Source organism: Synergistaceae bacterium (assembly GCA_031272035.1).
Lineage (GTDB): Bacteria > Synergistota > Synergistia > Synergistales > Aminobacteriaceae > JAISSA01.
In genome coordinates this window covers 1-15036 of sequence record JAISUO010000076.1, presented here as the reverse complement: position 1 = coordinate 15036, position 15036 = coordinate 1, and the positions used below count along the sequence as shown (strand labels likewise).

The window sequence follows — 15036 nt, the reverse complement described above, 5'->3', positions numbered from 1 at the left end:
TCTGTTTCCTTCACTGATACTTTACTGATACACGTCCTCTTTTTTCAGGTAGCCGCTGTCGATCAGGAGGGCGTCCAGATTGTTCCTGTCCACCAGATGGGCGGGCAGCAGCACGGCGGGGACGTCCTTCACGTCGTTCTTCATGGTGGCGCCCCCGGCCAGAGTGAGGAAATCCTCCCCTTTCACCATCATCAGGGCGATTTCCACGGCCTTTTTGCTCAAATCCCGGGTGTCCTTGAAGATCGTAAAGGTCTGGGTCCCCTGGACGATCCGCTGGGCGGCCGTCAGTTCGGCGTCCATGCCCGACACGGGAATCTTTCCGGCCAGCCCCTGAGCCTCCAGAGCCGTGATGGCTCCGCTGGCCGTGCCGTCGTTGGGGGCGAGAACCGCGTCGATTTTGTTCTCCGCCAGCATCAGGGCGTTTTCCACGATTTTCCGGGCGTTGCTGGGCTGCCAGTCGACAACGGGATGGTCCACCACGACCTCGATGTCCCCCCTCGAAATCAGGGGCTGGATGAAGTGCATGGCCCCTTCCTTGAACAGCCGGGCGTTGTCGTCGGTGGGAGCGCCGCTCATGAGGACATAACGCCCCTGTGGAACCAGCTTCGTGAGGTACTCGCCCTGCAGCTCCCCGATCTTCACGTTGTCGAAGGAGAGGTAGACGTTCACGTCCGGCCCCATGATCATGCGGTCGTAGGCGATCACCCACACCCCCGCGTCCTTCGCCTTCTTCACCGCGGAAGCCGCGGCCGCGCCGTCGTGAGGGGCGAGAATCAGCACCTTTATGCCGTCCTTCAGAAGCAGGTCGATCTGCCGGTTCTGGTCGTTCTGGTCGTTGCGGGAAATTTGGGAACGCACCTCAAGCCCCACGGCTTTGCCGGCCTCCGTGATCATTTCCATCTCCCGAATCCAGCGCTCTTCCTGCTGGGTAGGCAGGGCCAGCCCCACCCGTACGGGCTTCACGTTATCGGCCGCCTTCGCCGGCGACAGGAACAAAAGGCTCAAAACAATGCCTGAAAGCACTGCAAAAACCGCTTTTCCATTCATTCGTCTCATCGAGACAGCCTCCTTACAAGGACAATTTTTTATCGCATCTTATCTTTTCTTTATGCCTTTATGCCGCATCCGGCTTGATCCCAGTCATTAATTAATCTCAGTCACTGCATCAAAGAATAACGCTCCACGGGAGCGAAGGCATCCGTAAAAGGAGGGATCGAAACGTTGAAGGGCCGGGTCCATCGATGGGCCAGCAGTCCCGCGGTGTAGGCGTCCCAGGGAGAGGCCGGAGGCAGGTCCTCCGGAGACTTGAAGGCCACCAGCATGATGTTCTGGCGGGAGGTGCGGAACTCCGGCTCCGGCCGGGAGGCGGGGAAGATCTGCACTCGGGGGAACACCGAGGAGACAGCTCCGTAAATACCCTGAAAAACAAGGCTTCTGGGCCCTTCCAGAGAGGAGATGACGTTGGAGATCATCACGCCTCCCGGCGTCAGCAGGTCGAACATTTTCCGGGCGGCCTCCACCGTGGTCAGGTGGAAGGGAATGGAGTAGGAGGACCCGAACACGTCCGCGAAAACTGCGTCCCAGGAGCCCCTCAGCTCGGGGTCCGCAGCGGCCTGGTTCAGAAAGATGCGGGCGTCCTCGTGATGAATGGAGAGCCCCGGCATATCCTGAAGGTAAAAATAGCGCCGGGCCGCGGCGGTCACGCCGGGATCGATCTCCACCACGTCCATATGAATGTCCGGATGTTCCTCCATCACGTGACGGGGAACGCAGTAGCCCCCGCCCCCCAGCATGAGAACGCGCTTTATCCCCGGGTTGAACCGGAAGGCCAGGTCGTAGAATTTCGTGTAGTCGCTGACCAGCTCCGTGGGGTTGTCCGTGTACATGACGGACTGGGCCCCCAGGGGGTCGGTCATCATGACTCTCACCCGCCGTCCGGAGGCCCTCATGTTCTCGGCCACCCAGATGTGGTTGTAGGGCGTTTCGATGTGCTCTCCCACCAGAGCCATGGGCATACCCCAGACCTGCACCGCGCCTCCCGCGGCGAGAAAGACCACGCCCAGCGCCGCGGCCTTCTTCCAGGCGGACCGGTAGACCATCAGGGCCACGAGGGCCAAAGTCGCCGACACCAGCAGAAGAATGGTTCCCGAGGCGAAATACGCGATGAGCACGAACCCCCCGAGGAAGGTCCCGAAAATGCTTCCCGCCGAGGAAAGCGCGGAAAAGCGCCCCACGGTGGTTCCGGAGGTCCCCACGTCCTTCATGGCCAGACGCACGATGAAGGGGGAGACCATGCCCAACAGCACCCCCGGAACGGTAAAGAGAATCAGAGCCGCCAGCACGGCGGAAAAATGAAGGCTGGACACGAAAATTCCGGACAAAAACGAAAGAAGCGGGTTCGCCATGAAGGCCGTCAAAGCCGTGAAAACGGCCGCCAGCAGAATGATTCTGGCAAGGATCTTCCGCTCGGGCCGCAGGTCCGCCGCCACGCCTCCCAGCCAGTATCCCGCGCTGAGGCTCGCCATGATGATGCCGATCAGCGCCGTCCACACGATCAGGGACGTCCCCATGTAAGGAGCCACCACCCGGGACCCGGCCATCTCCAGAACCATGACGGCCGCCCCGCAGACGAAGGACGCCGCGTTCAGAGTCCGGACGTCTGTCCCTCCTCCTGTGCTTTTGGCAACCGCCTTCGCCTTCCGCTCCGATTGAAATCCCGGATGAAGGTCTCTTTTTTCTCGTTCCGGACGGTCCTTGTACCCCGCTTTATGCCGGGGCTCCGGATTTTCTCCCCTGACACCCGCCGTCGAAGGCGGCGTCTCGTTTTCATTGGGTTCCACCATCTGCTCATTTCACCTCGAATTTCAAAAAATCTCCTCAGTATTACCCCTCATTATTATTCATCACATATTACTCATGACGTATTATGCATTTCCGGAGTATCGTTTGACCATTATAGCGTATCGTTCCGGTTCAGCGTTTCCAGGTGCTGGGGAACAGGAGGAGAATCACCGCGTAAAGCTCCAGACGGCCCGCCAGCATACAGAAGCAGAAGATCCACTTGACCCCCGCGGGAAGCCAGGCGTAGTTGTCCACAGCCCCTAAATCCCCCAGTCCCGGGCCCAGGTTGACGATGCTGGCCACCACGCCGGAAAGCGCCGTCCGCACGTCCAGCCGGTCGTTGCCCAACAGGGTCACGGCCAGAGCCGCGCCGGCGATGATCGCCATATAAAGGGTGAAGAAGGACAGCACGCCCCCCAGCGCCTGAGCCGACACCACCGTCCCGTTCAGCCGGGTGTGCAGAACGGCCCGGGGATGCAGCAGGTTCCGGCAGGCCACCCGGATCGTGCGCAGAAGCACCACCAGACGGACGACCTTCAGCCCGCCTCCCGTGGACCCCCCGCAGCCCCCCACAAAGGCCGCCAGCAACAGCAGAAACTGGGTGAAGTGGGGCCATCTGTCGTAGTTCTCCGAGATGAAGCCCGTGGTCGTCAAAAAGCTCCCCGTCTGAAACGCCGCCGCCCGCACCGCGTGCTCGACGCCGTCGGCCAGGTTCCAGGACAGCAGAAAGACGGCGATCACGGCGCTGACCCCCACAAAAATGCCTATGTACCACCGGAACTCGTCGTCCCGCAAGGCTCGGCGAAGAAAGCCCGTCAAATACAGGAAATGCAGGGAAAAATTGACTCCCGAGGCCACCATGAAGAAGGTGATCACCCACTCGATATAAGCGCTGTCGAACCAGGCGACGGAGGTGTTTTTTGTGGAAAATCCCCCGGTGGAGATGGTGGAAAAGGCGTGGGCCAGCGCGTCGAAAAGCGTCATTCCCCCCATCATCAGCAGAACCGTCTGCAAAAACGTGAGCAGCATGTAAACCGCCCAGAGAAAGAGGGCCGTCTGCTGCACACGGGGCGTCAGTTTTTCCGGGGTCGGGCCCGGCACCTCGGCCTTGTAGAGCTCCATGCCCCCCACCCCCAGAAAGGGCAGCACGGCGAGGCTGAGAACCACGATCCCCATGCCCCCGATCCAGTGGGTCATGGCCCGCCAGAACAGCAGGCCCCGGGGAACCGCCTCCACGTCCATGATCACCGAGGAGCCGGTGGTGGTAAAGCCCGACATGGTCTCGAAAAAAGCGTCCGTGTAGGAGGGCAGAACTCCGGACAGCATGTAGGGGAGCGCCCCCACCGCCGTGGCGATGATCCAGGACAGGCTGACCACGGCGAAGGCCTCCCGAATGCCCAGCTCCTCGTAATCGTCCCGCTTCTTCCGGCCGCCCCCGGCGAAAAACATCACGCCGCTGGCCGCCAGGCCGAAGAACAGCGCCTGGACAAAGCCCCATTTGTCCGGCCCGTCGTCCACAAGGCTCCAGATCAGGGGGAAAATCATAAAAAGGGAAACGACCAGACAAACGAGAGAAAGGACCCGGGCCACAAGTTTCAGTTTCAAAAGAAGGTCACTCCCGATCGGTTCTGAAAAATTCGGAGGCCGCGGGCATCTGCTCCGTGGAGGCGAAGAGGATCACGTGATCCCCCGCTTTGAAGGCGGTGTCTCCGCCCGGGACGAACACCTCTTTTTTCCGCGCCACCAGAGCCACCAGAACGCCCCTGGGAACCCCCAGCTCCGACAGGGTGATCCCCTCCATCGGGTAGTTTTGCGGAATTTCGATCTCCAGCATCTCGGCGTCGATTTTTTCGATGATGGACAGTGCCCGGGAGTTCCCCGGATACCGGATATAACGCAGAATCACCGAGGCCAGCGCCGCGTTGGGGTCCACCACGGAGTCGATGGGCATCCGCTCCGGCATGTCCAGATAGAGGCGTTTGCGCACCACGGCGATGCACTTTTGAGCGCCCAGGGACTTGGCGATGGTGCCGTAAACCAGGTTGACCTCGTCGGACTCCGTGGCGCAGACGTAGCCGTCGGCCTCGGCGATGCCCTCTTCGGTCAGGAGGCCGGCGTCCGCCCCGTCCCCGTGGAGAACCAGGGTCCCTCCCAGCTCGGAGGCCAGTTTTTCGCACTGCTCACGATCCCGGTCGATCAGACGGACCTCCACGCCCCTGTAGTTGCTCTGGAGCCTCTGGGCCACCTGAAAGCCCAGCTTGCCGCCCCCCACGATGAACACGCGCTTCAGCGGGCGGGAGCTTCGGAGCTGAAACAGCTTCTCCAGACGCCAGACCTGCTCACGATAAGAAACCACGTAGCAGATGTCCCCTTCCTGAAGCACCGTGTCTCCGTTGGGGACGATGTCGTCCTCTCCCTCCCGCTCGATGTAGACCACGATGGCGATGAGGTCGGTGTTCTTCATGCGCATCTGCTTCAGGGAAAGCCCCACCAGAGGGGACTCCGGCGCGATGCGGAAGGCGTAGATGGCCGCCCGGCCCCCCAGAAGCTCCGCGGTGTGAATAGCCGTGCTGACGGAAAGCAGCTCCAGAATCTCCCGGGCCACGGAGCGCTCCGGGGACACCATCATGTCGATTCCCAGATCCCGGCCCCAGGTGGGGGAGTCCGTGAACTCCAGATCCTTCGCCCGGGCGATCACCCGCCTGACCCCCGCGTGCCGGCCGATCCAGCAGGCCAGAATGTTGGCCTCGTCCCGGTCCGTGCAGGCCACCAGAAAGTCCACGTCGCAGCCCCGGCGAACTCCCGCGTCATAAAGAACCTGAGGCCGCGAACCGTTTCCCCGGATCACCCGAACGTCCAGCTCCGACTCCGCCCGGTCCGCCCGGACGTCGTCCTGCTCCACGACGTTTACGTCATGCCCTTCGCTGGAAAGCGTCTCGGCGAGGGTGAATCCGACCTCCCCCGCGCCAACAATGACAATTCTCATACGGAACCCCCGATTTCCCTCCCAGGATTCTCTCCCGCTCTTCCTCTGTTGTATCGGAAGGGCAACGGATCAGCTCAATTTCAGCTCAATTTCCACTAATTTCTGCCGGCGGCCTCCAGCGGCTCCCAGAGGCACCGGAAGCGCGCCAGCGGCCTCCTGCCCCCACGGGAGTCGTCCGGCTCCGCGGTGCTCCACATGGTGTAGAGGTACTCCGGCGCGTTTTTCACGCCGCCTCCCGGACGCTCCTGAACCTCCACGCGGATGGTGTCCCCCGGCTTTGCGCTGACCCGAAACTCCGCGCTCATGGATTTCACTCCCCAAGCCGTCAAATCCAGAGGGGTGGCCTCGAAAAGCCACTCGAAATAGACGGCGTTGTTCACGTGGATGTTGGCGTCGAGGTCGTGAAAACGCACGGGAAACATCGCCTCCCGAACCGGCGCGGTCCCCGCCTTGGGAACGTCCCGAAAGTCGGCCGAAATGGGCTGGGCGTCCCGGGTGAACACCTCCGGCAGGTGTTTGATGGGCCGCACCGGACGACCCGCCGCCAAATCCAGCAGGATCCAGGACGTTTTCGCCCGCACCAGCGGAAGCAGCCCGCCGGGGCCCTCTCCGTCGATCTCGAAAACGCGCAGGGTGTAAAAGCCCGAGTCGGGCATGTGCCAGGTCCGGATCTCGAAGGTCTCGTCCATGGCCGGCAGACGAAGAACCACGTCCAGATCGTACTTCAGAAGCACCCAGGCGTACCCCCGGCTCATGAGAGCCCCCGGGGTTCCCTCCACATCCTGAACCGCCAGAGACGCCGTGTCCTGCAGGCAGTCCAGCAGGTTCCGCAGTTTTATCTGGCCCGTGCAGCCCGCTCCGGAGGGCAGAACGTTCAGTTTTCTCGTATACATCTCTTCACCGCCTCCAGAAAAGCGTCAATGTCCTCCGGCTCGTTGAAATACCCCGGCGAAACCCGCAGGCTTCCCTGAGGGAACGTCCCCAGGGTCCGGTGGGCCAGAGGCGCGCAGTGCAGGCCCGGTCGGGTCTCGAACCCCTCCTGTGAAAGCCGGTCCGCCAGAACGCCGTTGTCCACAAATTCACCAAACTCACCCGATTTATTGAAAACGTCGGGCTCGCGAAAATTCACCGAAAAAACCGGCAGCCGACCCTCCATTGAGGACCGGCCCCCCAGGACGGCCCCGTCGATTTCCTTCAGGCCTTCAAGCAGCCGCTCCCCCATCTCCCTTTCCCTTCGCTCCACCGTTTTCACGCCGGTTTCCTCCAGCCACAGAAGGGAGGCGTAAAGCCCCGCGATGCCCGGAAGGTTGGGGGTTCCGGCCTCGAATTTGTCCGGCATGTCGGAGGGCTGAAACTCCACTTGGGAGAAGCTGCCGGTCCCCCCTTCTACCAGAGGAGCCGTCCGCTCGGCGAAATCCGGCCTCCAGAGAACGCCTCCCGTGCCCTGGGGGCCCATGAGCCCCTTGTGACCGGTGAAGCAGAGGGCCGCCAAGTTCCAGTCCGCCGCCCGAAAATCCGGCTCTCCCTCCTTTTCGAAGGAGTTTCCGAAGGATAAAGCTCCCGCCGTCTGGGCGGCGTCCACCACCAGAGGAACGTCGAAGGCGCCGCAGAGCTCCGCGATGTCCGGCAGAGGCTGGATCGTCCCGCAGACGTTGCTGGCGTGGCTGAGGACCATCAAATCCGCTTTTTCCGCCGCCAGAGCTTCCTTCACCGTCTCCGGCCGGAGGAAGCCGTCGGGGTCGCAGGGAAGAAACTCCGTCCTCACCCCCTGCCGCTCCAGTCCCCTCAGAGGCCGCACCACGGCGTTGTGCTCCATTTGGGAGGAAAGAACCCGAAGGGGTCGGCCCTCATGGGAAGAACGGCGGGAAGAACAGAAGGACAGAAAACCCTTCAGCACCAGGTTCAGAGCCTCGGTGACGCCGGAACAGAACGTGACGTAGCGGGGATCCCCATTTTCGAAGCCCCCGAACCGCCGAGCCAGAAGAATCCGACACTCCAGAACCAGAGAAAGGGTTTTCATGTCCCGCTCCGACGCGGTTCCTCTGGCCAGGCTGGCTCCCCCCGAGATGATAAAATCCGCTACGGCCCGGGACACGCAGGGAGGTTTCGGCCAAGTGGTGGCGGCGTTGTTGAGATAAACAGACATATTTTTCAAATATCCTTCCTTTTGCTTCCTTTTGCCCTTTTGCGTTATGATGCCTCAGATTTATCGGCGATGCAATCCATAATTTCTGTATGATACCATTAGAGTCCCTGTGTTGATTTGGGGCGCGTCGATTTTTGGGGAAAAGAACGCAGTCCCGCGAACGCAACTTATCCACAGAAACTTGGGTTTATGAATGTGGATAAGTGTATAATTACCCCAAAAGACCCCACGAGCGTGTTTCGCCTGTGGATAAGTTGTGGGAAATTCTGGGAATAACTTTTAGAGGTGAAACTGGTGCAAAAGGACCTGCAGACCCTGTGGCAGAGCATTATCGACCGGGCGACGTCCCGCCTTCCCGAGGGAACGGCGGACCTGTGGTTCACAACCTGTTCGCCCACGGATGTGGAGGACGACGTGCTGGTTGTGGACGTCGCCAATGTTTTTGTGAAGGAACGTATCGGAACGCTCTACCTCAGCGAGCTGAACCGCGCCGCAAAGGAACTGGGGGAGGTTTCCTCCATTCGTCTGGAGACCTCCACCGAGCCGGAGGACGAGGAAAAAAGGGCAGGATGGGAAAAGAGGGCGGAAAAGGCGGTGGGGAAACCCAACCCCTCCAACACCACTCTGAATCCGAATTACGTATTTTCTTCTTTTGTCGTGGGCAAGTCCAACCGTCTGGCCCACGCCGCCAGCCTGGCCGTGGCGGAGAGCCCCGGGGAGGCCTACAATCCCCTTTTCATCTGGGGAGGCGTCGGTCTGGGGAAAACCCACCTGATGCACGCCATCTGCCATCACGCGCTGGAAAAAAAGCACAATCTGAGCGTGGTGTACCTCAGCACCGAAAAATTTGTCAACGAGTTCATCCAGTCGCTGCAGCTCCGGCAGGGACACGAGTTCAAGCACCGCTACCGGAACGTGGACATCCTCCTCATGGACGACATCCAGTTTCTGGCGGGGAAAAACTCCAGTCAGGAGGAATTTTTCCACACCTTCGAGGCTCTGAGGGGGGCCAACCGGCAGATCGTGATCTGCTCGGACCACCCGCCCACGGGAATGCGCGATATCGAGGACCGTCTCCTCAGCCGCTTCGCCTGGGGGCTGGTGACGGACATCCAGCCTCCCGACATCGAAACCCGAATCGCCATACTGAGGAAAAAGGCCGCCCTGAGGGAATGCTCAATTCCGGACGAGGTTATCGATTTTCTGGCCCGCCGTATTCCCAGTAACATCCGAGAGCTGGAGGGAGCTCTCAACCGCCTGATCGCCTGCTCCGAGCTGAACGCCGAGCCGGTGAGCATCGACAGCGCCTCCACCTGGCTCAAGGACATCCTGAAGTCGGATTTGAAGAACCCCGCCACTCTGGCCGACATTCAGGCTATGGCGGCAGAGGCCTTCGGAATGACCGTGGAGGATTTGACCGGCAACAAGAGAACCGCGGAAATCGCCATGGCCCGACAGGTCGCCATGTACCTCTGCCGGGAGCACACGGACTCCAGCCTGAACCAGGTGGCTCAGGCCTTCCGAAAAAAGGACCACACGACGGTCATCCACGCCCAGAGAAAGATCTCTCAGCTTCTCAGGGACGACGAAAAACTGAGGAATATTGTGGACAGCATCCGGAGCAAACTGTAAATTGCGAGATACATATTATGAAATATAACAGTTATAGAATATAAATTGTGTTGCGAGGCGTGTTTTTTGTGGATAACCCTGTGAATTTCCTGTGTAAAAAAGTGTGGACGGAGGTGTGGACAAGTTGAGTTTTCCACAGCATCCGAAAGGAATCTGGAAAGTTATTCCGGTTGTCCACATTCGGCCCACAGGATTTTCACAGGTATTCCACAGGAAATGAAAGTCCGCCGTTAAAGGGGGCGACCGACTTATCCACAGAGTTGTTCTCTCTTATTACTTCTGTTACTGTTTTTATATATAAAAAACTGTAAAAGAAGCTGTGAAAGAAAGTCTTGAGGATAACCCAGGAGGGAGAAATCATATGAAAATAGATATTATTCGCTCAGAATTTATGAAATGGTGGCAGATGGCCGAGAGATCCAGCAGCGACAGAAGCACGGTGGCCGCTCTCGGAGGGATTCTGGTGAGTGCGGAGAACGACCGGGTATACCTGCAGGCCACGGATTTGAAGACCTCCATTCGCTGCGTGGCGGGGGGAATCGCCGTTTCGGAGGAGGGTTCCGCCATTTTTCCGGTGAAACTTCTTGGGGAGCTTTTCAAGAAGGCGTCCGTGGACACCCTGAAGGTGGAGATCAAGGGAAATCGGGGTGTTCTGAGCATGGGACGGAACCGGACCCGTTTCACCACCTGGCCGGTGGGGGATTTTCCTCAGCTGCCCAAAAGCGAGGGGGCGGAGAGTTTGTGCGTCCTCACCGGAGGGGAGCTTTTGAGGGTTCTGGCGGAGGGATCCATCGCCAGCTCCGCCACCGACGATTTTCCGAAGTACCTGGGGGCCTGTCTGCTTCAGGTTCAGGGGAACCTTTTTCAGGTGGTCTCCACGGACGGGCGGCGGCTCTCTCTTTCAAAGTGTACCTGTCAGGGGGAACAAAATTCCGACATGCTTCTGCCTCTGTCGGCTCTTCGAGAGCTGCAGCGCCTTCTCGCCGCCCAGTCGTCGGATGTTCCCGTGCGTGTCCTCGGGGATGGCTCGCTGGCCTGGTTCCAGATGGGAGATTTGGAGTTTTCGGTGCGTCGGGTGGAGTCCTCCTTCCCCAGTTACGAGAGGGTTCTGAATCCCGGCAGCACCACTACGGCTATTCTGAGGCGGGACGCCCTGCTGTCGGCTCTGGAGCGCGTGGACGTCATCGTCCGCTCCTACAGCCGCCTCGTGGTGATGCAGTTTTCTCCGGGCGGGCGGGTGAAAATGACGGGCCGCGCCCCGGAACTGGGCACCGTCGTGGAGTATCTGGACGCGAAAATCGACGGGGAATCCATGCGGGCCGGGTTCAACGTGGGCTATCTTCAGGACGGTCTCAAGTCTCTGGGGGCGGACGACGTCTGTATGAACCTCAACGGTGACCAGGGGCAGATGACCCTCATCCGACAGGGAGCGGACGATTTTCTCTACATGCTCATGCCCATGCGGGTGGCCGACGAGGATCTGCTAGAGCCCGAGGAGGAGGAAGAGGGGGAGGAAGCCGCCGCAGACTCCACCCCTCCGGAAGAGGACGAAGCTCCGGAAACTTTGAAGGAGGAAATAGTAATTGAGGCTGAAGCCCCGCGTCGTTCGGGCAAAAAAGAAAAAGGCGCAAAGTCCGAGCCGGCGCAGGCGGAAACGGCAGAGCCGGCAGAAACTTCGGAGCCGGAAAAAATGCCGGAAACGGACGCCTGATTCCGTCTGTTTACGGCTTTCTTTCAGTCAAAATTACGCTGTAAAAGTTATGTCATAAAAATTAAACTGTGAATTAAACCGTGAGAATTGCGGAGACCGTCTGGAGAGGTTTTAGAAATCTGAAGCCCTGCCGTCTTTCCTGGCATTCGGGGCTCAACGTCATCCTGGGGATGAACGGGGCCGGAAAAACCAACCTTCTGGAGGCGCTGGCCGTGCTGTGCGGCTGGGGAGCTTTTGAGGGAAATCGGACCTCGTCTCTGGTCACCTGGCCCGACGGGCAGGATTCTCAGGAAACGGAAATAACGGATTCCACTGAAATTTCGGGGTCAAAGAATCCAACGGGAACCTTCCTTCTGGCGCGGGCGGAGGGAGAGCGGAAGGTCGAGGTTCGGGCGTCGATTTCCTCCCGGATTTCCTTTTCCGTGGAGGGAGAACGGGCGACCTATTCGTCCCTTCGGGCCCTGCTGCCCGCTTTTGTTTTTCTGCCCAGAGACATCGGGCTTCTGGATGGCTCGCCCTCCCTGCGCCGTCTCTTTCTGGACCGGCTCTGCGCTCTTTTGTCGCCCCTTTACGCCCGGCGTCTCGCGGAGTATCGGAAAATTCTGCGTCAGAGGTCGGCCCTGCTGCGCTCCCCCTGCCCCGCCCCCTCGGCTCTGGAGGCCACGGCCCTGCCTCTGGTCCGGTTCGGGGGGTGGATTCGGGTCGTTCGGTGGAAAACCGCGGCTGCTCTGAAGGAGGCCTTCGCGCTTCAGGACTTTGGTCTTTTGCCCCGAGGGCTGAAACTGGATCTGGACCACCGAGGCTCGACCCGGACCTTCGACCCTTCGGACCCGGCGGACGCTGCGGCTGGTCTGGCCGCCGACCTGAGAGAAAATTTCGAGAGAGAGCGTCGCGCGGGAATTCCGCTGATGGGCCCCCACCGGGACGATCTGCTTTTTTCCTGCTTCGGCCGTCCGGCGTCCCAGTCCCTCAGCCGGGGGCAGAAACGCAGAACCGTGGCCGCGTCGGTGCTGGCCGCCGGTCAGGTGATTCACTCCCGAATGCGCGTGACACCGATTCTCCTGCTGGACGACATCGCCGCCGAGCTGGACGGAGAGGGTCGCCGTCTGATGGGCCAAGCGCTGACAGGCTCCGGCTGGCAGGTTTTCGTCACCGCTGCCTCCGCTGACGCCGAAGAAAATCCCTTCTCGAACGAAACGGGAAACGTGGCGCTTCTGCGCGAGGGAGAAGTTTTACATAATGTGAGATAATGGACGCCGTCCCTGTGCGGGGTTTAATTTAATTTATTTTATTCAGCAGTTCAACAGACATTGAGGAGTTGACAGCATGTATCACGACACATACGACGTCATCGTCATCGGCGGCGGACACGCGGGCTGCGAGGCGGCTTTGGCCTCGGCGCGCATCGGCTGCCGGACGCTCATTCTAAACCTCAGCGTGGACAACACGGCGCTGATGCCCTGTAATCCCTCCATCGGAGGCCCGGCCAAGGGACATCTGGTCCGGGAGATCAGCGCCCTGGGAGGGGAGCAGGCCCGGGCGGCGGACGCTTCCACCCAACTCATCCGGTGGCTCAACACGTCCAAAGGGGCCGCCGTCCGCGCTCTGCGGGCCCAGTGCGACCCGAAACTCTACGCTCTGCACTACACCACCGCCCTGTGCGTGGCGGACGACAACCTTGACGTTCATCAGGACGAGGCCGTGGAACTGCTGGTTCGGGGCGGCCGCGTGGCGGGGGTGAAAACGCGGCACGGGTCCACCTACGAGGCCCGGGCCGTGGTCCTCTGCTCCGGAACGTACCTGGACGGACGGGGCTGGATCGGGGAGATTTCCTTTCCCTCAGGACCCATGGGTCAGCCTCCGGCCCGGGAGCTGTTCAACTCCCTGTCGTCTCTGGGGCTTCGGACGGGACGGATGCGAACCGACACCACCCCCCGCCTGAACTTCGATACCATCGACCTCTCCCAGACCCGCGTCCAGCGCTCGGAGGACACGCCCCTCTGCTTCGACCTGTGGGGAGAGAAAAAAATTTACGGAGGAGGCTCCGCGGGAAACGGTTACGCCTGCTACTTCTCTCACACCACGGAGGAGACCCACGAGGTTCTGGCGGCCAACATCCACCGGTCGGCCCTGGTCACCGGCGTCATCGGAACGGCGGGGCCCCGCTACTGTCCCTCTCTGGAGGATAAATTTCTGAAATTTCCCGACCGTCATATTCATCCCCTGGTGTTCGAGCCGATTTCGTCCCGCTCGAAGGAGGTCTACGTTCAGAATTTCTCCACCGGCCTGCCCTACGACGTGCAGGTGGCGCTGATCCACTCGCTGCCCGGCTGCAGGAACGCGAAGATCATCCGGCCGGGCTACGCCATCGAGTACACCTATCTGCCTCCCGAACAGCTTCGCTCCACTCTGGAGAACCGGGAGATCGGGGGCTTCTTCTGCGCCGGGCAGGTCAACGGGACCTCCGGCTACGAGGAGGCCGCCGCTCAGGGGCTTCTGGCGGGGATCAACGCCGCTCTCGGGGTCCGTGGGGAGGAACAGCTGGTTCTCAGCCGGGCGGAGTCCTACATCGGCGTTCTGGTGGACGACCTGACCACGAAGAGCACCACCGAGCCCTACCGTATGTTCACCAGTCGCTGTGAACACCGCCTGCTGCTGCGGCACGACAACGCGGACCGCCGCCTGTGCCCCCTGGGCCGGAGGGTCGGCCTGATCGACGACGCCCGATGGGAGGAGCTGAACCGTCGGTGGAGCCGGGCGGACTCGGAGATTCTGCGCCTGAAAACCGAGAAAATCCTTCCCTCGGAGGAAATCAACCGCCTGTTGGAAGAAGCGGATTCCGATCCCCTCTCCGAGCCGGTGACCGGGGCGCTGATGCTGCGCCGTCGCAACGTGACGCTGGAACTGCTGGGGACCCTTCTGTCCGCCTCCGGAAAAGAGCCGGTCCGTCTGGACGAGGACGACGGGTTTCACGTGGAGACGGAGCTGCGCTACGTGGGCTATATCGAAAAAGAGGAGCGGGCCGCCGCCCGAATGGACTCCATGGATCGGGTGCTGATTCCGGAAAAATTCGACTACGACAGCGTCAAAAGCCTGCTGGCGGAAAGCCGTCAGAAGCTCTCCCGCTTCCGTCCCCGCTCGCTGGGTCAGGCCCTGCGCATTTCGGGGGTGACGCCGACGGACGTCCAGCTTCTTTCGGTGGCGCTGAAGGCCCGCCGGGCCGGGGCTGCCGGGTCGTGAGGAGCGCCCGGAGGCGGGGAGAAGGGTTTCAGGCGCTGGAGGAACTGCTTCCCCGGGTGATGCCCGACTTCGCCGATTTCGCGAAGCTGGAGCGGGCCGCGTCGGAGTGGGGAAAGGTGGTGGGGCCCGCTCTGGGGGGCCGTTCCGCCCCAACGGACTTGGTGAACGGCGAACTGCTCGTCACCGCGGACACGCCTCTGGTGGCCAGCCGTCTGTCCATGATGGGCGGCAATATCGCCCGGGCTCTGAGGGAGAACTGGGCGCTGGAGGTCCGGAAGGTGAAGGTCGTCGTGGGGCGGCCTCCGGTGAAGCGCGCCTCCGGAGCCGGCGGAAGGCTCCGCCCCCCGGAGGTGACCGTGAGGGATGAGGAGGTTCGGGAGTTTCGCCGCCTCTGTCAGGATCGGGCTCCCGACCTGCCGGAGGACGCCGCCGACGCCCTGGCCCGCCTTCAGGCCTTTTTCACAAAACGATTCAGAAAAT

11 protein-coding genes are annotated in these 15036 nt (G+C 61.0%); 5 read left to right on the top strand and 6 right to left on the bottom strand.

What is annotated here, in order from left to right:
- Positions 1-21 precede the first annotated feature (21 nt).
- The 6 genes from LBR61_09130 to LBR61_09105 form a co-directional block, all read right to left on the bottom strand.
- Complete coding sequence (locus LBR61_09130) at positions 22-1056, bottom strand: substrate-binding domain-containing protein (protein MDR1732236.1); 1035 nt, start codon at positions 1054-1056, stop codon at positions 22-24.
- 101 nt (positions 1057-1157) lie between these two features.
- Positions 1158-2843 (bottom strand): fused MFS/spermidine synthase, encoded by a 1686-nt coding sequence (locus tag LBR61_09125; GenBank protein MDR1732235.1) that lies wholly within the window; start codon positions 2841-2843, stop codon positions 1158-1160.
- 130 nt (positions 2844-2973) lie between these two features.
- Positions 2974-4446: a TrkH family potassium uptake protein gene (locus LBR61_09120; GenBank protein MDR1732234.1), complete on the bottom strand. Its 1473-nt coding sequence runs from the start codon at positions 4444-4446 to the stop codon at positions 2974-2976.
- A gap of 7 nt (positions 4447-4453) precedes the next feature.
- Positions 4454-5827: a Trk system potassium transporter TrkA gene (trkA, locus tag LBR61_09115; GenBank protein ID MDR1732233.1), complete on the bottom strand. Its 1374-nt coding sequence runs from the start codon at positions 5825-5827 to the stop codon at positions 4454-4456.
- Between the two features lie 95 nt (positions 5828-5922).
- Positions 5923-6720, bottom strand: a complete 798-nt coding sequence (locus tag LBR61_09110; GenBank protein ID MDR1732232.1) for a hypothetical protein — start codon at positions 6718-6720, stop codon at positions 5923-5925.
- Positions 6702-7973 (bottom strand): aminotransferase class V-fold PLP-dependent enzyme, encoded by a 1272-nt coding sequence (locus tag LBR61_09105; protein ID MDR1732231.1) that lies wholly within the window; start codon positions 7971-7973, stop codon positions 6702-6704. Before LBR61_09105 ends, LBR61_09110 begins: the two co-directional genes overlap by 19 nt.
- A gap of 291 nt (positions 7974-8264) precedes the next feature.
- Here LBR61_09105 and dnaA point away from each other — a divergent pair, with 291 nt between their 5' ends.
- The 5 genes from dnaA to LBR61_09080 all read left to right on the top strand — a co-directional run.
- A complete protein-coding gene (dnaA, locus tag LBR61_09100; protein MDR1732230.1) occupies positions 8265-9605 on the top strand; it encodes a chromosomal replication initiator protein DnaA in 1341 nt (446 codons plus the stop codon).
- 361 nt (positions 9606-9966) lie between these two features.
- On the top strand, positions 9967-11316 hold the full coding sequence (dnaN, locus tag LBR61_09095) for a DNA polymerase III subunit beta (protein ID MDR1732229.1): 1350 nt from the start codon (positions 9967-9969) through the stop codon (positions 11314-11316).
- Between the two features lie 80 nt (positions 11317-11396).
- The gene (recF, locus tag LBR61_09090; protein ID MDR1732228.1) at positions 11397-12566 is read left to right on the top strand and encodes a DNA replication and repair protein RecF; all 1170 of its coding nucleotides are present in this window, start codon (positions 11397-11399) and stop codon (positions 12564-12566) included.
- Positions 12567-12642: 76 nt separating this feature from the next.
- Positions 12643-14556, top strand: a complete 1914-nt coding sequence (mnmG, locus tag LBR61_09085) for a tRNA uridine-5-carboxymethylaminomethyl(34) synthesis enzyme MnmG (GenBank protein MDR1732227.1) — start codon at positions 12643-12645, stop codon at positions 14554-14556.
- Positions 14553-15036, top strand: a 484-nt coding sequence (locus tag LBR61_09080) for a DUF721 domain-containing protein (protein MDR1732226.1), incomplete at its 3' end; no start/stop codon positions are given. The genes mnmG and LBR61_09080, both read left to right, overlap by 4 nt.